The following is a 20,722-nucleotide window of genomic DNA, read 5'->3' on the forward strand; positions in this document are numbered from 1 at the left end:
GCTCTGTTTCCTTATTTTTCTACCGGAGAACTCATGCTGACTTCCACTTCGTTCTTCTGTCCGAAGAAGGCCTTGGCAAAGGCTTTCAGGTCGTCGCCGGTGATGGCGTTCACTGCTTCTTCGTATCCGGTATTCATATCCAGGTTTTCCCAGTAGTACGTGTTCAGGATACCCATCCAGTAACCGTTTTCTTTCTGGTTCTGCTTGTAGGTCTTCAGCATGTATTCCTTCACCTTGCTCAGGTCATCGCTTTCCGGACCGTTGGCAATGAATCCTTCAATACCTTCGTTGATGAGTTTCACCATCTCTTCGCGACGGTTCGGGTCAGTATCGAAATACACCTGGAAGGCACCTTCTTCGCTCGGATATTTGCTCAGGTTTCCGCTACAGCTTACACCGTAAGTTCCTCCGGCATCTTCACGTACGGTACGCAGGTAAACCATGTTGAGCAACTGGCCGAGCATGCTCATCTGCAGCTTGTTCTTCATGTCATACTTGCAGTCGCCGGAATAAACCATCAGCACGCTGGCCTTCGGAGTTTCCAGTTCTTTCACGAAGTTGTTTTCATACATACCCTTGCGGATATCCATCTTGGTGTCGCGGAAGTGTTCGTTGCGTTTCGTAGCCGGCAGGGCACCCAGGTACTGTTCGATGAGCGGAGTAGCTGTCTTTTCATCGATGTTACCCACCAGGATGAACGTAAAGTCGCTGGCATCGGCAAAACGGTCTTTGTACAGTTCCATCACCTTGTTGTAGTCAATCTTGTCGAGCATGTCGGCTTTCATGGACAAGGCACGCGGATGATGGTTGTAGAGTGCCACGGTGATAGAGTCGCTGAACGCAGTCATCGGGTTGGCTTCCTGGTTGGCCAGAGCCGCCTTGTTACGGGTGATGAAAGAAGTGAAGGCTTCCTGGTCCATACGCGGCGCCGTGAAGCGCAGGTAGGTGAGCTGGAGCATGGTTTCGAAGTCTTTCGGAGAACAGCTACCAGACAATCCTTCTGTCAGGGTATTGACTTGTGCGCTGGCAGAAGCCATCTTTCCAGCCAAAACCTTGTCCAAATCTACGGCATCGAAGTTACCCAGTCCGCCCAAAGAAGCAATCTGACTGATCAGTGCAAACTGCAGTACATCCTTGTCGTCGAACAGAGAAGTTCCACCCGGGCTGAAGGCCTGCATACGTACTTCATCGGCCTTGAAATCGGTCGGTTTCAGGATGACACGCACACCGTTGCTCAGGGTCAGGATAGTAGAACCGAACACACCTTGTTCTGTCTTGACTACCTTTCCGGCCTGCGGTTTGTCTTTTATCAGCGGTTCGTCGGAAACCTTGTCCACATAAGCGGTCAGTTTTTCAGCTTTCACCTTATCCAATACAGCTTTCAGTTCGGCTTCCGTCGGATATTTCATGCCTTCCTTCTCAGGGCAGAATACACTGAGCACCACGTTCTTTTCGGTGATGAGCTGCTTCATTACCTGGTTGATGGCGTCCACCGGAATGTTCGGCACCACTTGGTTCATGATGGCATATTCATTCTCGATACCCGGAATCGGTTCGTTGTCAATGAAGTTGCGCACATATTCGTTTACGTAAGCACCGTTGCGCTGTTTGTTGCGTTCGTTGTAGACAGATTCCAGTCCGCGCAGGTAATCCGCTTTGGCACGAGCATATTCGCTGGCCGTAAATCCGAACTGACGCACACGTTCCAGTTCGCGCATCAGGGTTTCGGTTGTCAGGAGGATACCGTCTTCCTTGGCAGCCGCATACGCCATGAACGCATCCTTGGTCTTGGCCACAATGAAGTCGCCATCGCCCACACCTGCTTCAATGAACGGCGGATTGGCCTGCTGGGTCAGCTCATTCAAACGGCTGTTGAGCATGCTTTCGATGGAAGAAATCATGTAGTTCATCACCAGATATCCCATGTTGTTCTTCTGGTCGTTGGGCACGGCGTCATGCTTGTGCATCAGATAAACAATAGGTACCTGCTGTTCCTTGTCCTTGGCCACGGTGATAATCGGCTCGTCGTTGTCGGGCACCGGGAAGTATTTGCGTTCGGCGGCATTGGCCGGCATCTCGATGGGCGAGAACATGCGTTTGATTTTGTTTTCGATGCTGTCCACGTTGATGTCGCCCACCACGATAATACCTTGCTGGTCCGGACGATACCATTTCTCATAATAGTCTCTCAAAGCCTGGTAAGGGAAATTGTCGACCACTTCCATGGTACCGATAGGCAGACGGTAGGCATACTTGCTGTCCTTGTAGATGACAGGGAACACCTTTTCGTACATACGCATCATGGCACCTGAACGGGTACGCCATTCTTCGTGAATCACGCCACGTTCCTTGTCGATTTCCTTCGGGTCGAGGGTCAGGTCGTTGGCCCAGTCGTGCAGAATCAACAGACAGGAGTCGATGATTCCGTCGCGGATGACCGGCACATTATTAATATTGTACACAGTTTCGTCTACCGAAGTGTAGGCGTTCAGGTTGGCACCGAACTTCACGCCAATGCTTTCCAGATACTCCCGAAGCAAGTTGCCGGGGAAATGCGTGGTTCCGTTGAAACACATGTGCTCCAGGAAGTGGGCCAGACCGCGCTGGTCGTCTTCCTCCAGGATAGAACCTACTTTCTGCGCAATGTAGAAGTCGGCCTGATGTTCCGGCAACTCGTTGTGACGGATGTAGTAGGTCAATCCGTTGTCCAACTTACCGATGCGCACATTGGGATCGGTAGGGATGGGCGGCATCTGCTGTGCGAAGGCCGTCATGGCACCTCCCACCAAGATAACTGCCGCCACAGTTCTTTTCAGTTTAAAAACCTTCATTGTAATTTTTTTTGATTAGATTGTGAATAAGATTAGAGAAGTCCGTTGGCCGACAGGTAACGTTCTGCCTCAATGGCTGCCTTGCATCCGCTTCCGGCGGCTGTGATGGCCTGCCGATAATGCGGATCGGCTACGTCACCGGCAGCGAATACACCCGGAACGCCCGTGCAGGGAGTATTGCCTTCCGTCACGATGTAACCGGTTTCATCGGTGGTTACCCACGGCTTAAAGATGTCTGAATTAGGTTTGTGACCAATGGCCAGGAAGAATCCGTCGATGGCCACGTCGTAGCGTTCTTCGTCGGGTTCACCCATACGTTTCACTACGTGCATGCCTTCCACACCGTTCTCACCGAACAGGCCTACGGCATTGTGTTCAAACAATACAGTGATGTGTGGATGGTTCATTACGCGTTCCTGCATGATTTTGGAGGCACGGAGATAAGGTTTGCGCACCACGAGGTACACCTTGCTGGCCAGTCCGGCGAGGTAGACTGCTTCTTCGCAGGCTGTGTCGCCGCCGCCCACTACAGCCACGGTTTTCTTACGGTAGAAGAACCCGTCGCAGGTGGCGCATGCGCTTACCCCTATACCGGCGTATTTCTTCTCGTCTTCCAGCCCCAGGTATTTGGCTGTGGCACCGGTAGAAATGATGACGGTATCGGCGGTGATTTCTTTCTCATCGTCTACCACGAAAGTGTAGGGGGCCTTGCTCAGGTCGGCCTTTGTGACAATTCCGTTACGAATATCGGCTCCGAAGCGTTCCGCCTGCTTCTTCAGGTCGTCCATCAGCACGGGGCCGGTCACACCTTCCGGATAGCCGGGGAAATTCTCCACTTCAGTAGTGGTGGTCAGCTGTCCGCCGGGTTGGAGACCTTCATAAAGTACGGGAGAAAGATTGGCACGGCTGGTGTAGATGGCTGCCGTGTATCCTGCAGGTCCTGATCCGATGATCAGGCATTTTACATGTTCTGTTGCCATAAATAATGAAATAAAATTATCTTAATCGAGTTATTGTTGAGCAAAAATATATATTTTTTGGAATAATCCTTACAACCACTTATGGATTTTTCGAAAATATGCATCCTTTATTCATTCATATTTGTCCTTTGGATACGGGTTTTTATTGCATAAATGAAAAATACGTGCTACCTTTGCCTGTCAAAAAGATAAAAACTAACATTTAATAGGATATGTTTAGAAGTCATACTTGCGGTGAGTTGCGACTCGCCGACGCAGGCAAGAACGTGACACTGGCCGGATGGGTGCAGCGTACACGTAAAATGGGAGGAATGACATTTGTGGACCTCCGCGACCGTTATGGCATCACGCAGCTGGTGTTCAACACCGAGGTGAATGCCGAACTTTGTGAGCGTGCCAACCACCTGGGACGTGAATATGTGATTCAGGTAAAGGGAGCGGTGAGCGAACGCTCCAGCAAAAATGCCAACATCCCGACGGGAGAGATTGAAATCATCGTATCGGAACTGAATATTCTGAACACGGCACAGACACCGCCTTTCACCATTGAAGACAATACGGACGGAGGAGATGACCTTCGTATGAAATACCGTTACCTGGACTTGCGCCGTACAGCCGTACGCAAGAACCTGGAACTCCGTCACCGCATGACGATGGAAGTGCGTCGCTATCTGGACAGCAAAGGCTTCCTGGAAGTGGAAACTCCGATGCTGATCGGTTCTACTCCGGAAGGTGCGCGCGACTTCGTAGTGCCTTCTCGTATGAACCCGGGACAGTTCTACGCCCTGCCTCAGTCTCCGCAGACTCTGAAGCAGTTGCTGATGGTTTCCGGTTTCGACCGTTATTTCCAGATTGTGAAGTGTTTCCGCGACGAGGACCTTCGTGCTGACCGTCAGCCGGAATTCACTCAAATTGACTGCGAAATGAGTTTCGTGGAACAGGAAGACATTATCAATATGTTTGAAGGCATGGCCAAGCACCTGTTCAAGGAACTGCGTGGCGTGGAACTGACCGAACCGTTCCAGCGGATGCCGTGGGCAGATGCCATGAAGTACTACGGAAGCGACAAACCGGATTTGCGTTTCGGCATGAAGTTCGTGGAACTGATGGACGTGCTGAAAGGTTACGGTTTCTCTGTATTCGACAATGCAGCCTACATCGGCGGTATTTGCGCAGAAGGAGCCGCTCACTATACCCGCAAGCAGCTGGATCACCTGACTGAATTTGTGAAACGTCCGCAGATTGGTGCCAAAGGTATGGTATATGCCCGCATCGAAGCCGACGGTACAGTGAAGTCAAGCGTCGACAAGTTCTACAGCCAGGAAGTACTGCAGAAGATGAAAGAAGCCTTCGGTGCCAAACCGGGTGACCTGATTCTGATTCTGAGTGGCGACGATGCCATGAAGACCCGCAAGCAGCTTTCTGAACTGCGTCTGGAGATGGGTAACCAGCTGGGGCTGCGCGACAAGAACAAATTCGCTTGCCTGTGGGTGGTGGATTTCCCGATGTTCGAATGGAGCGAGGAAGAAGGCCGTCTGATGGCCATGCACCATCCGTTCACTCATCCGAAAGACGAGGATATTCCTTTGCTGGATACTGATCCGGCAGCCGTTCGTGCCGATGCCTACGACATGGTAGTCAACGGTGTGGAAGTGGGTGGAGGTTCTATCCGTATCCACGACTCTGCACTGCAGGCCAAGATGTTCGAAATCCTCGGCTTTACCCCGGAAAAGGCACAGGAACAGTTCGGCTTCCTGATGAATGCCTTCAAGTTCGGTGCACCCCCTCACGGAGGTCTGGCTTACGGACTCGACCGCTGGGTATCTCTGTTTGCCGGCTTGGATTCTATCCGCGACTGCATCGCCTTCCCGAAGAACAACTCCGGACGTGACGTGATGCTGGATGCACCTGGATTCCTCGACCAGAAACAGCTGGATGAACTGCATCTGAAAGTAGATCTTGACGAAAACAAATAAAAGACACGTTTCAAACGGAAAAACAAGAGAAAGGAACTGAATGAAGGAATCTGTACGGGTGATACGCTTTGCCATAGTAGGTACGCTCAATGCCTTGATTGCAGCGGTGGTGGTCTGGCTATTGATGCACATCGAGGGCGAAAGCTACATTATCGCAAATATATGTGCGTACATCGTGGCGCAGATTCACAACTTCATTTGGTGCAAATATTGGATTTTCCCGCTTGAAACAGATGACAAAAAAAATAGCATCTGGCATCAGATGCTATTTTTTATTGGTGCTTTCGCACTGGCCTACAGTGCACAATTCCTTTTCCTGCTGATGCTCGTGGAGCTTCTTCACTGCAACGAGTATCTGGCACAATTCCTCGGACTCTTCGTCTATGGCGCCGTCAATTTCATCTGCAACCGCCGCCTGACGTTCCGTTAACCCATCTCTATCAAGTTTCTTTCTTCAATGTAACGCAACCCGCGCTCCAGAATGACTTCACGCGTCTTCTCCGGATTGTCGGTGCGGAACACCAAAATACCTTTTCCGCCCAACAGGAAGGAATAGAGGTAGGAAATGCCTATGCCCGTCTCACTGAAGCTGCGGATGGCGTCGGCTGCCCGCCCCGGCTCGTTGTCCAGACTGATGGCAAACACCTCGGACACGTTGGCCGAGATGCCGGCATCCTTCAACACGTGGAAGGCCCGGAGGGGTTCGGAACAGATGATGCGGTAGATGCCGTATTCCACGGTATCGGAAATGGTGGAAGCAATCAACTGAATGTGGGCTTCCTTCAACAGTTCGAGCACCTGCAACAGGGTGCCCGACTTGTTCTCTACAAAAACAGACAACTGGTGTATGGTCATATCTTTTTCTTTTTAAATCAATGTCTTTCGTAAATCTTTCACGCGCACAGCCTTGCCTTCCTGTACGGGCAGGCTTCCCTTGGGCACGAGCTTGACGCGCGGAGTAATCAGAATCTCGTCCTTCAGCTGGCGGGTGATTTCCTTGGTCAGGTTCTGGAGGAAGCCGTAATCGTCGGTAAAGTCATTCAATTCCACTTCCACCGTCATTTCGTCGTTGGCATCGAGGTTGGTCAGGGTGATGAGGTACTCGTTGCCCAGCTCCTTGAACTGCAACAGGATGTTTTCAATCTGGATGGGGAAGATGTTTACACCCTTGAGAATCATCATGTCGTCGCTGCGTCCCTTCATCCGGTCGAGCCGCTTGTGATAACGTCCGCAAGGACAGTCACCCGGCAAGATACGGGTCAGGTCGCGCGTACGGTAGCGGAGCAACGGCATCGCCTCCCGGTTGATGGTGGTCAGCACCAGTTCGCCCACTTCACCTTCGGGCACCGGTTCCAATGTCACGGGGTCTACAATCTCCACAATGTAATAGTCCTCCCAGATGTGGAGTCCGTTCTGCTCCGGACATTCGAAGGCCACGCCCGGACCACACATCTCCGACATGCCGAAAGAATTGTAAGCCTTGACGCCCAACATGTTCTCTATGCGCCGGCGCTGCTCGTCGGAATGAGGTTCCGCCCCGATAATCAAGGTCTTGAGGTGCGTATCCCGCCGCGGGTCGATGTGCATCTCCTGCATCACCTCATACAGGCGTCCGGCATAGCTCGGAATGGCATGCAGGGCCGTGGTACCGAAGTCGGTGATGAACTTAATCTGGCGTTTGGTATTGCCGGCCGCCGCAGGAACGGTCAGCATGCCCAGGCGTTCGGCCCCATACTGGAATCCCAGTCCCCCGGTAAACATGCCGTAGCCCGAAGAGTTCTGGAAAATATCGCCCTTGCGGAGTCCCACCATATACAGGCAGCGGGCCACGGCATTGGCCCATTCCTCCAAATCGTGCTGTGTGTGCAGGATGACGGTCGGAGTGCCGGTAGTGCCACTGGACGAATGCAGGCGTACCACTTCCTCCAACGGCACGGCAGAGAGTCCGAAAGGATAATGGTCGCGCAAATCCTGTTTGGTGGTGAAGGGAATGCGCTGCAAATCCTCCAACGACTGTATATCTTCTGGTTTGATTCCGCATTGCTGAAAGCGTTCCTTATAAAAAGGAGAATGCATGCAACGGTTGATAGTTGCTTTCAACCGCTGCAACTGAAGTTTCTCGATGTCCGGTCTCGACATCGTTTCCACTTCAGGATGCAAGTACATTTGTGTGTTTCTCATGTTATTTTCTGTTATTTGGCCTACAAATATAGAAATAATAAACTAAAACCAAACAGAAACTTTCATTTTTATTGTGCAAAAGTAGAAATGCTTTAAATTTGACAGAGGGAAACAGTCGGTTCCATGCTTCCGGCGGCTCTTTTCTGAAGACAACCGACTTCCAGCCGATATATAAGAAAAGAGCCGTTGCCTCCCTCACGGACGAAGAAATGCAACGGCCCTTTTTATTTCGTACAGAAGCGACCCGGAAAACGGAACCGCCTCACAGTGATTTACTCAAAACTCCCGTAGCGCGTAGGCAGCAGCTTCCGGTCGCCCAACGTGTTGTCGATGCGGGCCACATTAATCCAGAACTTATTGTCGCGCACACTCTGAATAGGATAAGCCGCCTTCTCCCGGCTGTAGGAATGCGTCCAGTTGTCGCCCACAATCTCGTACTCCGGATGCGGCGAGTTCACCAGTACGTTGTCTTCCTTGTCGGCCTTTCCGCTTTCAATCTCGGCAATCTCTTCCCGGATGTGTACCATGACCTCAATGAAATTATCCAGTTCAGCCTTGCTTTCACTTTCGGTCGGCTCAATCATCAGCGTGCCGTGTACCGGGAAGGAGAGGGTAGGCGCATGGTAACCGTAGTCCATCAGACGCTTGGAGATATCATTTTCCGAGATACCGCTTTCCTCGTGCAGCTTACGGCACTCCAGAATCATTTCGTGTCCCACGAAACCGTTCTTGCCGCGGTACACCACTCCATACGCATCCTTCAGGCAGGCAGCCAGATAGTTCGCGTTGAGAATGGCCACCTGCGTGGCTTTCTTCAGGCCCTCGGCCCCCATCATGCAGATGTACCCATAAGTGATAGGCAGGATACCCGCACTTCCGTAAGGTGCCGCCGACACTTCATTCGTCGGGTTACCCAGACTGACATGTCCCGGAAGGAAAGGCACCAAGTGTTCGGACACACAAATCGGCCCCACACCCGGACCGCCACCTCCGTGCGGGCTGGCAAAGGTCTTGTGCAAGTTCAGGTGACACAAATCGGCCCCGATGGTACCCGGATTCGTCAGGCCCACCTGTCCGTTCATGTTCGCGCCATCCATGTACACCTGTGCGCCGCACGCATGGATAATCCGGCATATCTCCTTGATTTCCTCTTCAAAAATACCGTGGGTAGACGGATACGTAATCATCAGCGCAGCCAGTTCGTCCTTGTGTGCTTCCGCCTTCTCCCGCAAGTCGTTCAGGTCGACGTTTCCGTGCTCGTCGCACGCGCAAGTCAGCGGCTCATAACCCGCCTGTACGGCAGAAGCCGGATTGGTGCCGTGGGCCGATGCCGGAATCAAGACCAGATGACGGTGTCCCTGTCCGATGCTTTCCAGATAGCTCCGGATGACACGCAATCCCGTATATTCACCCGCAGCTCCGGAATTCGGCTGGAGAGACACACCCGCAAAACCCGTGATGGTCTTCAGCTGTTCGCACAGGTTCTGAATCAACGTCTGATAGCCTGCTGCCTGGTCTTCCGGCACCAGCGGGTGCATGTTCATCCAAGCCGCATTGCTCAGCGGTAACATTTCGGCCGCCGCATTCAGCTTCATGGTACAGGAGCCTAGTGAAATCATGGAATGTGCCAACGAAATATCCTTGCGCTCCAGGCGCTTGATGTAACGCATCATCTCCGTTTCCGTGTGGTATTTATGGAACACCTCATGGGTGAGGTACGCACTCTTGCGCTGGAAGACTTCCGGCAGGGGAGCCGTTGCCGGAATCGGTTTGGCTTCATGCATCGGTTCTTCGGCTGCCACGGCAAAGAGGTTGACAAGCCGTTTGGCATCGGACGCGGTCGTCGTCTCGTCCACACTGATACCTACGTCTCCATTGCCGAAATAGCGCAGGTTGATTTCTTTTCCCAAAGCGATGGTACGTACTTCCTGCAGCGTCACATGGTCGGGCAACTGGATTCTCAGGGTATCGAAGAACGTGTCGTGACGCAGCTTGTAGCCCAGACATACCAGCTGTTCGGCCAGCCAGACCGCCACGGCGTGCACCTGCTCCGCAATCTCCCGGATACCCTCCGGTCCGTGGTACACGGCGTAGAATCCCGACATCGTGGCCAGCAAAGCCTGTGCCGTACAAATGTTGGAAGTGGCTTTTTCCCGTTTGATGTGCTGTTCGCGGGTCTGCAAGGCCATACGGTAGCACAGACGGCCGTACTTGTCCTTCGACAAGCCGATGATGCGTCCCGGCATGTTACGCTTGTACTCATCCCGTGTGGCGAAGTACGCTGCCGAAGGACCTCCGTAGAACATCGGCGTACCCAGACGCTGGGCGCTTCCGAACACGATGTCAGCTCCCCATTCTCCGGGCGGCACCAAGATGGCCAGCGAGAGGATATCGGCAGCCACGGCCACCTTGCATCCGGCGGCATGCGCCTGTTCCGTAAAGGCCCGGTAGTCTTCAATGCTGCCGCTGTTGTTCGGATACTGCACGATGCAGCCGAACATATCGGGTGTGAAGGCCAGTTTTTTATAACTGCCCACCTTGACCGTGATGCCCTGCGGAAGGGCACGGGTACGGATTACCGCCAGATCTTGCGGGAAGATTTCCTCGTCGACGAACAGCACGTTGGCCTGGGCCTTCTGCTGGGCACGGCTTCTGAGTCCGTGCATCATCGTAGCCGCTTCCGCCGCCGCGGTCGCCTCATCCAGCAAGGAACAGTTGGCCAGCGGCATGGCCGTCAGGTCACTGATTACCGTCTGGAAATTCAGCAGGGCCTCCAGACGTCCCTGGGAGATTTCAGCCTGATAGGGCGTGTAGGAAGTGTACCACACCGGATTCTCGAACACGTTGCGCTGGATGACCGCCGGAGTCACGGTGTCATACCACCCGCATCCGATGTACGTCTTATATAATTTGTTCTGGGCGGCCAGTTGGCCGATGTGCGTGGCAAATTCACGTTCCGTCATGGCAGGAGCCAGTTTCAGCGGTTCCTTCAACCGGATATTGGCCGGAATGGTCTTGTCAATCAGTTCATCCAGGCTTTTGACCCCAATTTTTTCCAGCATCAGGGGAAGTTCTTTTTCCCCGATGCCGATGTGTCGGTTTGCGAATGTCGTTGTTTTCATGATTTATACTAAGATTTATGGTTTCAGGTAAAAAAGCGGTTTTTCAACGGAAGAAAGGATTGTTCATCTTCTCATAGCCGATGGTCGTGGAGTTTCCATGTCCCGGATAGACCACTGTTTCATCGGGAAGCACCAGCAACCGCGACATGACACTGTCGCGCAGCTGTTCGAAGTTGCCCCCTTCCAGGTCGGCCCGTCCGATGCTGCCCCGGAACAAGACATCACCGCTGAACATGCAGTGTTGCGCCTCGCAATAGAACACCAGCCCGCCCGGCGAATGACCCGGCACGGCAATCACCTTCAGCTCCTGGTTGCCCACCGGCACGACATCCCCGTCGTGGAGGGCGTTGCCCATGGCAGGCGCTTCCTCGTTCAACGGGAAGCCGAACATCCGGCAATACTCTCCGATGCGCGGCAGGAGAAACGCATCCTGCTCGCTGGCTTCCGTACGCAGCCCGAACTCCCGGAGCATGAACGCATTGCCGAACACATGGTCCAGGTGCAGGTGCGTGTTCAGCAGATGGCACACCGTCAGCCGGTTGTCTGCAATGAACTTCTTCAACGCCTGCTGTTCTTCCTTGTAATAGCATCCGGCATCAATGACGGCTGCCTGCAATGTCTCCTCGTCCCACACCACGTAGCAGTTGACCGGAAACATATTGAATTCAAATGATTTTATTTTCAGCATACGATTTATCCGTTAATGGTTACATATACCACTTTCTTGGTCTCGAAAAATTCTTCCTCAAAATAGTCCTTCAAGTCATAAATGAGCGTCTGGTGCTTCACCGGCATGACCTCTCTGTCCAATTCTCCGCCCTTCAGGCAAATCAGTCCGTTGGGGAGGGCATTGTGCTGTTCCTTCCGGATATTCTTCCGGATAATCTTCAGCAGGTCGGTGAGCGGCATCACCGCCCGGCTCACCACAAAGTCGAACTGCTGTTTCTCTTCTTCGGCGCGGCAGTGGCGGGTCGTCACGTTCTTCAGTCCGATGGCCTGCGCGATTTCCGTGGCCACCTTCACCTTCTTGCCGATGCTGTCCACCAGATGGAAATGCGTATCGGGAAACAGGATAGCCAGCGGAATGCCGGGAAAACCTCCGCCCGTGCCCAGGTCCATGACTTCGGTCGCCGAACGGAAATGGATGATTTTCGCGATGCCCAGCGAATGTAGCACATGATGCTCATACAGATTGGTGATGTCCTTGCGTGAAATCACGTTGATTTTGCTGTTCCAGTCGGTGTACAAGTCATACAACGCCGCAAACTGCTGTTTCTGCGTCTCGGTCAGGTCGGGAAAATATTTCAAAATGATATCCATGTACGATTATTTCTTGATTAAGTAAGTTTCAATTTCCGAGTAGGACACCGTCAGCTCAAACTGCCCCAGGTAATACGGAGCAATGTCATACCGGTTGTACAAGAAAGTCACCCCGTCTTTTCCCAGCAGGAAGTTGTCGGGGATATACAAATCCGTATCCAGCAGGATGCCCACCTGGTTCAGTCCTTCCACACACGTCAGCGTGTCTGTTTCCAGTCGCTTGTTGGCTTCGGCCAGCAGTTGCGGCAGAATCAGTCCGCAGATTTTTTCCTCCGTCCCTTTGACAAACAGATTCTTCTTGTCCAGGATTTTCCCGTTTGTGGCATCCACATTCACCCAGCGTCCCCACGTATTGGGATGCGCCCCTCCGGTGTTCTGGAAAGTGGTGACCTTGTAATTCCAGATGCTGTCTTTTCCCTCCGTCAGTTCTGAGTTTATATCATATTCATAATTATACCAGTTGGGAATCTCGTCCGCCTTCATGCCGTTCTTCACATCCGTTTCATAATTCTTCTGCACGTCGTTCAAGTACTCGCTTGCCAGACTCTCCTTAATGGAAGAGACGAAAGCAACTGGAGAAACGGCTCCTGCATGGGCGCTCGAAAAAGTTTCCTCCAATACCTTGTTGATAACTTCCGTCAACGAATCGTTCGCCTGGGCCGATTTCAAATATTTGAAATTGATTTTCACTTGGCACTTGGGAGATTCAGTGTTTCCCTTATCCAGATACACGATTGTATCCATCAAGACAGAATCCACCACGGCCCGATTGTTTTCTACTGTCCGGTGTCCTGTACATCCCGGTAGCATGGTTGTGGAAAGTGCTCCACAAAAAATGAAGGAAATGACTCCTCCCTGTATTTTTTTCATCATATCCAGAGGTTTATAATCAGCAAATGATTTATACTCTCACAAATATAGCATAACTTCCCGAATTGTCATGGAAAAAGGAATTCTTTTTGTAAATCTTTGCCATTCCCACGGAAAAACTTTTTCTTTGCAAAATGTAACCTATCAAGAATTGAATGCCATGATTACAATAGAAAACTGGGGACTCATCTCTTATTCCGAAGCCTGGGAACGACAAACTGCTCTTTTTGACCAGCTGATTGAGGCGAAGCTCCACGGGAAACCTTATACCAACCGGATTATCTTCTGCCAGCATCCGCACGTGTACACGCTGGGCAAACATGGCAAGGCAGCCAACATGCTGCTGAACCCCATGCAGTTACAGACCATTCATGCCGAACTGTTCCAGGTGGACCGGGGAGGGGACATCACCTACCACGGACCGGGACAATGGGTGTGCTATCCGATTCTGAACCTAGAAGACTTCCACCTGGGACTGAAGGAATACCTGCACCTGCTGGAAGAAGCCGTCATCCGCCTGTGCGGACAGTACGGCATTGAGGCCGGAAGAGTGAACGGGGCCACGGGCGTATGGCTGGCCACCGGTACGCCGGAAGAACGTAAAATCTGTGCCATGGGTGTGAGAAGCAGCCATTTCGTCACCATGCACGGACTGGCCCTCAACGTGAATACCGATTTAAGGTATTTCAGCTACATCCATCCCTGCGGATTCATCGACAAAGGAGTCACTTCGCTACAGGCGGAGCTAAAACGGGAAATCCCGATGGACGAAGTGAAAGACAGGCTGGAAAAGCTGATACTGGAATTATTCAAGGAAACGGCCTGACGGAACGCGTCAGGCCGTTTCTGCCGCATTATTGCCGACCGGCAAGAAACACTTTCAACTGTTCATCGATTTGCTGCATACCCTTTACCGAAGGATGTCCGCCCTGCTTGTCGATACCCTTCAACTCCAGGCAGGGCACCTGATAATGTGCGCAGATGGTCTTTACGGATTCGTTGATTTCCGCCTTCAGGTCGCAGTTCAGCAGAAAATACACCTCCACATTGGGATAGCGGTAACGGATGTGCTCCAGCATATAGGCCATGGCCGGACGGAAGCTGTACAAGTTCTGCTTGGTCCAGTCCGCATACTGGTATTCGCCGATGGGTGCTCCGGCCCAGCTGTCGTTCGTACCGCCGAATATCAGGATGATGTCCGGGCAGCCCAAGTTGTCCATCCGCGTCACAAACGAGCGGTCGGAATAGTCCGCTTTCTGGTAGCCGGTATGGCAGATGGTAGAACCCGAAAAGGAATTGTTCACACACAGGCGGTATCCGCTTTCCTGAATGAACTTGTACCACCACGTCTGGCCGACGGAAGTCACATCGTTCTTATTCAAAGGCTGTGGAAAATACCACACGGCATTCGTGTCCGGTTGAAGATAGTGCTCGAACGTGGAATAGGAATCCCCCAAGATGGAAACAGATTTCCGGTACTGCGAAAATCCGGTGCTGCAAATCGTCATGAAGAGGAGCAGCAAAGCAAACGTTTTTCTCATGATATGTCGGTTAAAGTTTTCACAAATGTACGCGATAAAAAGCAAAACCCACAGAAAAAACGGCTACAAATAAAAGGGATTTCGTCCGGAAACAAGGAATCAGGGTAAAATTATCCGTAATCCGTCTACCGCAAATTTCCCCAAACCGATGTATTTTTGTGGAATAGAAACCGATTTACAAAACATAAAGACATGGAACTAAATGATTTTCTGACGCATGTAGCCCAGCGTCGCCCGCTGGATACCCCTGAAATACAGGAATTTCTGGACCGGATGAGCGATGAAGCCCGCCGGGTAACATTCGAGCTGAACGGCTCATATCACACCATGGAAGAAATCCGGGCACTGATGTCCCGCCTTTTCGGACGTCCGGTAGACGAGACCTTCCGGGTGTTTCCTCCTTTCTACACGGATTTCGGAAAGAATATCCACGTGGGAAAGAACGTGTTCATCAATGCCTGCTGCCATTTTCAGGACCAGGGCGGAGTGACCTTGGGCGACGGCTGCCTGATAGGGCACAACGTGGTGTTTGCCACGCTGAACCACGACCTGAACCCGGAACGCCGTGCCGCCATGACGCCGGCTCCCATCGTCTTGGGAAAACGGGTATGGGTAGGCTCGAACAGTACCATCCTGCAAGGAGTCACCATCGGTGACGGTGCCGTGATTGCCGCAGGGGCCGTCGTGACGAAGGATGTGCCGGCCAATACGATAGTAGGAGGGGTGCCGGCCAAGTTTATCCGGAGCATTGAATAACAGATTTTTGCGTTTTTGCCTATACGAGAAAAAGGTCGGTGGATTTTTCTGCCGGCCTTTTTTATTTTTAATCAGGATAAATCACCTTCGAATCTGTCATATTTGATAACTTTGCAAAAACACATCATTATGGATATTTGGGACCCTAAAAAACGATCAGCTGTTATGGCAAGAATCAAGAGTAAAGACACAAAGCCCGAATTAATCGTGCGTCATTACTTATACCATAGGGGGTATCGTTATCGTAAAAATGTAAAAGACCTTCCAGGAACTCCGGACATTGTACTATATAAATATAATATTGTAATCTTTGTCCATGGATGTTTCTGGCATGGACATGAAATAGACAGTCATATACCCCATAGCAATAAAAGTTTTTGGGAGAAAAAAATAACACAGAATAAAATCCGAGACCAAAGAAACAAAATTAAATTAAAAGAATTAGGCTGGCATGTAATGACAATTTGGGAATGTCAGTTAAAACCAGCCGTAAGGGAACAAACTTTATTGGAAATAGAATATTACATAAATCATATTTTTTTGGAAAAGTTCAAAACTCCTGTATCTACACAAGAAAACTTCTCCAGCCTAGTAGCTGAAGAAGCTGAAACATATACAACCAATTCTCAAAAAGAATGAATAGACGTGCTTTTTTGTTTCGATTTAACTATTTCTATAAATGAATCCAAGGTTTCTATCTCAGATTGGAAATCTTTATCAAACGATGTTTTATACGGTTTAGGTACAACAAGTTTTAAATGTTCATGTCTCATTTCCAATAATTGATTTTTAGAGATTCCCTGCTGTAAAGTAAACAGGTATTTGGTCTCTATACGGTTTGCTTCATTTAAAACTTGTCTCCAACGATCCTTGCAAGTCGTTTTTGCTCCCAGAAAAACTAGATTCTCCGTTGGAAACAACAAATCATGATAGGCCTCTCCACCAGGAAATAGAAAATCTGGTTTCTTATTATCTTCCGTTACAACTTGTTCCTCAAATTTCAAGTTGGCAGACGTAAATATAATGGCTAAATGATGCTCCAATGATTTGCCAGCCCTTGATTTACGGCGATTCAAGATGGCATTAGAAAATTTTATCAGTTCTTGGCAATTAGCAAACGGACTACTGTAAATTGGGGCATATATTTTCTCTTCAAAACTGCGGAACAAGCTATATTCCGTATCAATCCAATTCAATAACTGTAAATCAGGATTACCGCAAATAATAGAATTCGTGATACCATGAACATCATTGTAGGCATTTCTAGCAAGTTGGGCCATCTGGATTGTTTCCGGGAAATCCGTATATACAGAAACTATTTCTTGAATCTTTGTCTTCAACAATTCTTCGGGAGGAACAGATTGAGAAAGATCTATCAATTGATTTGTTCTCTCCGGAGAAAGGTTGAAGAATGCAAAAAAATCATCTATATCTTGGTCATTCTGCAATACAAAACCAGAATAATGCTCCTCTTCTTGCTGCGCCAAGATTAGCAAATCTCCCACATTATCTTCTTCAAAAAATGGGAAAGACCTTCCGAATCGCGTAATTCTATATTCATTACGTGTGCCTTGCCCATAATAAATAAAACGGCTATCGGTCGTAAAATCATCCTGCCACTTTACTTTCACATATTTATCTTTATTTTCCCCTTTTACTCCAGGTTTATCAAACAACAAAGGAGCGGCACATTTGGGAATATAAAATCCTGATTGATGTGAACCGTTTTTCCCTGTATCATTGGCCGTGATAAAACGACAAAAGGCATATTTCGCATTTTGTACCTTCTCGATTGCCTTATATAATAATTCACTCATAAATCTGTGTGTTTAACATTGTCTTAACCAGTTGTTCTGATACAGCCGTAATGAGAGGAACAACCACCGAATTACCACATTGTCTATATGCTTGCACATCAGAAACTTTATTTATAATATATTCATCTGGATATCCCATCAGACGGGCACATTCCCTCGGGGTTAAACGGCGAGGATTTATTCCGTCTCCCTGTGGAATCAATATTTCGGAACCATCTTTATAATATCTTGCACTTAAAGTACGACTTATGCCATCTAAATCTACCAAACCAAACCCAAACCCATTGCCTTTCGCTTTATGCTTTTCTGCATAATTCTGTAAATAGTTCCATAATTTATCAGAAAGTGTATATTTAGAATCCGGATAATAATCTAGGATATCCCGTATCTTCCGAATGGGATTATCCGCTTTGGGAAACTCGAAATGCTCTAATCCATGATAGCGTCTTTTATCGAAACCGACAATCATAATACGCTCTCTATGTTGTGGAACATAGTCTTTACCATCCATCACTTTATAATGTATGGAATATTCCAACTCTTCCAGCGTGGAACAAATTATCTTAAATGTATTTCCTTTATCATGTGAAACAAGATTCTTGACATTCTCCAGATAAAACGCTTTTGGCCTATGACGGCTTAATATTTCAGCTACATCAAAAAACAAAGTTCCTTGCGTCTTATCACGAAAACCAGTTTCTCTACCTAGACTTTTTTTCTTAGATACCCCAGCGATAGAAAATGGCTGACATGGAAACCCCGCACATAATACATCAAAATGTTCAGGAATATATCTCTTAGTTTCTTCCTTCGTAATATCTCCAAAAGGCATTTCTCCAAAATTTGCCATATAAGTTTTTTGAGCAAAAGGATTCCATTCAGACGAAAATATACATTTTCCACCTTGGGCTTGCATAGCTAACCGAAAGCCACCCATCCCTGCAAATAAATCGATAAATGTAAACTTATAATTTTTAGGATCCGGAAAAGGTATCTGAAAGAAATCATTAAATAATCCTTCTTGCAAAGGATCACACAAAACCCCTTCTGTTATTTCTATTTTGGGAAACTTATATTCCAAATATTCTCTTAAATATTTATGGGCCTGTTTCACAGAAAAATCTTTAATGAACTCCCGGTTATGCAAATAATGGGTAATTACAGCCAGCTGATTGTCATAAGATTTCGGACCATACATATATACCTGTATTTTACCACCAGAAGTTTCTGTAATGGAGATTTTTTCCGGGAAATCAGATAAATGTATATTGGATAATATTTTATTCATAAATTCATTCAGTAATTCAACCACAAAGATAGAATAATTCTTTGAGAAGATAAAAGAAAGTATAATCCCCAAGAAAGGGGTAGAGACATAAAAAAAGTTCCAAAAACCTTTCGATTTTCAGAACTTCCTCATTTTGCCTCACGGCTTCGGTACACCCTCAGGGATTCGAACCCTGGACCCACTGATTAAGAGTCAGTTGCTCTACCAACTGAGCTAAGAGTGCATCCACTATAATTGTCAAACTTTCCGAAATTTGTACACCCTCAGGGATTCGAACCCTGGACCCACTGATTAAGAGTCAGTTGCTCTACCAACTGAGCTAAGAGTGCATCACTATTTTCATTTGCGAGTGCAAAGGTATACTTTTTGTTTGAAACAGCCAAACATTTCTACAGTTTATTTCACACTATTTTTTCAAATCTTTCCCGACTGACTGGTTATAAGACAGATATAACAAAGGCCGGCATAGAAAAAAATCCAGCCGACCTTGCAGTTTTATTTACATAATAACAGATTTGGATTCTGCATCAGAAGCGATAACCCACGCTGATGGCGAAACTCATGTTCTTAGGTTTGTCGCCTTCATCGACATCAAACGGACAAATGAATCCGTTCTGTCCCGTCAGGTTAATCAGATAGCGGTCGCTCAATTCAAATCCTACGCCATACTGGATACCCAAGTCGAAACGTTTCATATATGCATCTTCTCCATCTTCCCCTTTAAACAATTTCATGTCGGCATCCCCATATTTTGCTTTACCTCCTAAACCAAATGCCAGATACGGACCTGCATTGATTACGAACTTAGTGTTTTCGCTGATATTGACCTTATAGGCAGCCAGAATAGGGATTTCCAGATAGATAGGACGATAAGTGATTTTTTCACCTTCTTCTTTGAATTTCCATCCTTTGGAAGTAAACATCAAGCCAGACCGGAAAGACCAGCTTTCACTGAGCCCATAATCCATGCCCAGTCCCAATGTAAAGCCTGTCAATGACTTTGCTTCGTCAGCCTTCGTTACGTTACTGAAGTTCACGCCTACACGTACATCCCATTTCACTTGAGAGAAACCTACCAATGCGAACATAGCCAGAACGGCTGTCATAAAAAACTTTTTCATAATACTAGTGGTTTAAGTTCCGGTCCTGTCCCCTTGAACCAATCAGTTTTATTTCGAAAGTGGAGGGGCGCTTTCACTTACAATGTATAAGAATGAAAGTCCGCTTCCGTTTGTGATTGTTCACAAATTTATAAAATCATTTCAATTTATCAAACTTTATAAAACCACGGAGAAAGCCAAGGAGGCCTTATTCCCGACTATCCCATGAAAAAGCGGGATTATGCGTACTTTTTTGGGGCATAAAAAATTTGCCTTTCCGGCTGCCCAAAAACGCAAGTGCGTTTGGACTTAAACGCAAGTGCGTTTCAAACAAAACACCCTTACGTTTTAAGTCAAACGTAAGGGCGTTTTTCCCTGGTCTTCAAATGTCTTCAGAAAACCCTCAAAAGTCTTTTAATGTCCTCAAAAATCCTCTTGTCAGAACCCCATCTTTTTGGTCTTTCCGCTCACCTTCTGGATGTCCAGCCGGATGATTTCCGTACGAGGGAACGATTTGTTGGCATACTCGATGCCCTGTACCTTGTGGTCGGGACAGTATTTGGAGAGCAGGAGGGAGAGGGCCGACATCCGTTCTGCTTCGTGCAGGCTGTGGTGGGCCGTGCATTGCAGCACCACGCTTTCGTAGCCCGTAGTGAACTTGTCGGGGATGACGCGGCTCCGTCCCGTCACACAGAACGATACATTGGGGCAGGCGTCGATGCAACGCAGCTTGCGGCCCACCGGCGCACAATGGATGTAAATGGAGTTTCCACGGTCCCACACATAATTAATCGGAATGCCGTAGGCTCCGTTCCCGTCTTCGCTCTGCATGGAGAGGATGCCGTATTCACCGTCGCGCAGGATTTCAAAAGCGCGGGTCTCGTCGAGCAGGCGGTCCTGCCTGCGCACGTCCTGATTGTTGTATTCCATAATCCCTCCG

General features: G+C 48.9%; 18 protein-coding genes and 2 tRNA genes. 5 read left to right on the forward strand and 15 right to left on the reverse strand.

The window, feature by feature from the left end:
• Nucleotides 1–11 precede the first annotated feature (11 nt).
• Entirely contained in the window at nucleotides 12–2,831 is a 2,820-nt protein-coding gene (locus BQ7480_RS08815; RefSeq protein ID WP_072542584.1) for a M16 family metallopeptidase, read from the reverse strand.
• Between the two features lie 32 nt (nucleotides 2,832–2,863).
• Nucleotides 2,864–3,811 (reverse strand): thioredoxin-disulfide reductase, encoded by a 948-nt coding sequence (gene trxB / locus BQ7480_RS08820; protein WP_072542585.1) that lies wholly within the window; start codon nucleotides 3,809–3,811, stop codon nucleotides 2,864–2,866.
• Between the two features lie 212 nt (nucleotides 3,812–4,023).
• Between trxB and aspS the strand changes: the two genes are divergently transcribed.
• Both aspS and BQ7480_RS08830 read left to right on the forward strand, forming a co-directional pair.
• Complete coding sequence (aspS, locus tag BQ7480_RS08825) at nucleotides 4,024–5,787, forward strand: aspartate--tRNA ligase (RefSeq protein ID WP_072542586.1); 1,764 nt, start codon at nucleotides 4,024–4,026, stop codon at nucleotides 5,785–5,787.
• A gap of 40 nt (nucleotides 5,788–5,827) precedes the next feature.
• Nucleotides 5,828–6,217, forward strand: coding sequence for a GtrA family protein (locus BQ7480_RS08830; RefSeq protein ID WP_072542587.1), 390 nt, complete (start codon nucleotides 5,828–5,830; stop codon nucleotides 6,215–6,217).
• Here BQ7480_RS08830 and BQ7480_RS08835 read toward each other — a convergent pair.
• From BQ7480_RS08835 to BQ7480_RS08860, 6 genes are all read right to left on the reverse strand, one after another.
• A complete protein-coding gene (locus BQ7480_RS08835) occupies nucleotides 6,214–6,642 on the reverse strand; it encodes an amino acid-binding protein (protein WP_072542588.1) in 429 nt (142 codons plus the stop codon). The two genes, BQ7480_RS08830 and BQ7480_RS08835, sit on opposite strands and share 4 nt — an antisense overlap.
• A 12-nt stretch (nucleotides 6,643–6,654) precedes the next feature.
• On the reverse strand, nucleotides 6,655–7,953 hold the full coding sequence (locus tag BQ7480_RS08840) for a phenylacetate--CoA ligase family protein (RefSeq protein ID WP_210436354.1): 1,299 nt from the start codon (nucleotides 7,951–7,953) through the stop codon (nucleotides 6,655–6,657).
• Nucleotides 7,954–8,240: 287 nt separating this feature from the next.
• The gene (gene gcvP / locus BQ7480_RS08845) at nucleotides 8,241–11,090 is read right to left on the reverse strand and encodes an aminomethyl-transferring glycine dehydrogenase (RefSeq protein WP_072542590.1); all 2,850 of its coding nucleotides are present in this window, start codon (nucleotides 11,088–11,090) and stop codon (nucleotides 8,241–8,243) included.
• Nucleotides 11,091–11,133: 43 nt separating this feature from the next.
• Nucleotides 11,134–11,775 (reverse strand): MBL fold metallo-hydrolase, encoded by a 642-nt coding sequence (locus BQ7480_RS08850; RefSeq protein WP_072543965.1) that lies wholly within the window; start codon nucleotides 11,773–11,775, stop codon nucleotides 11,134–11,136.
• Nucleotides 11,776–11,783: 8 nt separating this feature from the next.
• The gene (gene rsmG / locus BQ7480_RS08855; protein ID WP_072542591.1) at nucleotides 11,784–12,410 is read right to left on the reverse strand and encodes a 16S rRNA (guanine(527)-N(7))-methyltransferase RsmG; all 627 of its coding nucleotides are present in this window, start codon (nucleotides 12,408–12,410) and stop codon (nucleotides 11,784–11,786) included.
• Between the two features lie 6 nt (nucleotides 12,411–12,416).
• On the reverse strand, nucleotides 12,417–13,283 hold the full coding sequence (locus tag BQ7480_RS08860) for a DUF3298 and DUF4163 domain-containing protein (protein WP_083581791.1): 867 nt from the start codon (nucleotides 13,281–13,283) through the stop codon (nucleotides 12,417–12,419).
• Nucleotides 13,284–13,440: 157 nt separating this feature from the next.
• Here BQ7480_RS08860 and lipB point away from each other — a divergent pair, with 157 nt between their 5' ends.
• A complete protein-coding gene (lipB, locus tag BQ7480_RS08865; protein ID WP_072543967.1) occupies nucleotides 13,441–14,106 on the forward strand; it encodes a lipoyl(octanoyl) transferase LipB in 666 nt (221 codons plus the stop codon).
• Nucleotides 14,107–14,134: 28 nt separating this feature from the next.
• On the opposite strand, the gene BQ7480_RS08870 is transcribed toward lipB, so the two are convergent.
• Nucleotides 14,135–14,821, reverse strand: coding sequence for an SGNH/GDSL hydrolase family protein (locus tag BQ7480_RS08870; RefSeq protein WP_072542592.1), 687 nt, complete (start codon nucleotides 14,819–14,821; stop codon nucleotides 14,135–14,137).
• Nucleotides 14,822–15,013: 192 nt separating this feature from the next.
• Here BQ7480_RS08870 and BQ7480_RS08875 point away from each other — a divergent pair, with 192 nt between their 5' ends.
• Both BQ7480_RS08875 and BQ7480_RS08880 read left to right on the forward strand, forming a co-directional pair.
• On the forward strand, nucleotides 15,014–15,577 hold the full coding sequence (locus tag BQ7480_RS08875; RefSeq protein WP_022354959.1) for a sugar O-acetyltransferase: 564 nt from the start codon (nucleotides 15,014–15,016) through the stop codon (nucleotides 15,575–15,577).
• Nucleotides 15,578–15,706: 129 nt separating this feature from the next.
• Nucleotides 15,707–16,216: a very short patch repair endonuclease gene (locus tag BQ7480_RS08880; RefSeq protein WP_072543968.1), complete on the forward strand. Its 510-nt coding sequence runs from the start codon at nucleotides 15,707–15,709 to the stop codon at nucleotides 16,214–16,216.
• Here BQ7480_RS08880 and BQ7480_RS08885 read toward each other — a convergent pair.
• The 6 genes from BQ7480_RS08885 to BQ7480_RS08910 all read right to left on the reverse strand — a co-directional run bounded on the left by BQ7480_RS08885 (nucleotide 16,204) and on the right by BQ7480_RS08910 (nucleotide 20,712).
• Nucleotides 16,204–17,394, reverse strand: coding sequence for a type II restriction endonuclease (locus BQ7480_RS08885; RefSeq protein ID WP_072542593.1), 1,191 nt, complete (start codon nucleotides 17,392–17,394; stop codon nucleotides 16,204–16,206). The genes BQ7480_RS08880 and BQ7480_RS08885 overlap by 13 nt on opposite strands.
• Complete coding sequence (gene dcm / locus BQ7480_RS08890; RefSeq protein WP_072542594.1) at nucleotides 17,387–18,682, reverse strand: DNA (cytosine-5-)-methyltransferase; 1,296 nt, start codon at nucleotides 18,680–18,682, stop codon at nucleotides 17,387–17,389. Before dcm ends, BQ7480_RS08885 begins: the two co-directional genes overlap by 8 nt.
• Before the next feature lie 150 nt (nucleotides 18,683–18,832).
• A tRNA-Lys gene (locus BQ7480_RS08895) sits at nucleotides 18,833–18,905 on the reverse strand.
• Nucleotides 18,906–18,938: 33 nt separating this feature from the next.
• Nucleotides 18,939–19,011, reverse strand: a tRNA-Lys gene (locus BQ7480_RS08900).
• A gap of 198 nt (nucleotides 19,012–19,209) precedes the next feature.
• Nucleotides 19,210–19,803 (reverse strand): porin family protein, encoded by a 594-nt coding sequence (locus BQ7480_RS08905; protein ID WP_072542595.1) that lies wholly within the window; start codon nucleotides 19,801–19,803, stop codon nucleotides 19,210–19,212.
• Between the two features lie 417 nt (nucleotides 19,804–20,220).
• The gene (locus BQ7480_RS08910) at nucleotides 20,221–20,712 is read right to left on the reverse strand and encodes a pyridoxamine 5'-phosphate oxidase family protein (protein ID WP_072542596.1); all 492 of its coding nucleotides are present in this window, start codon (nucleotides 20,710–20,712) and stop codon (nucleotides 20,221–20,223) included.
• Between the last annotated feature and the right edge of the window lie 10 nt (nucleotides 20,713–20,722).

Origin of the sequence: Bacteroides mediterraneensis, from assembly GCF_900128455.1 — a bacterium.
GTDB lineage: Bacteria > Bacteroidota > Bacteroidia > Bacteroidales > Bacteroidaceae > Phocaeicola > Phocaeicola mediterraneensis.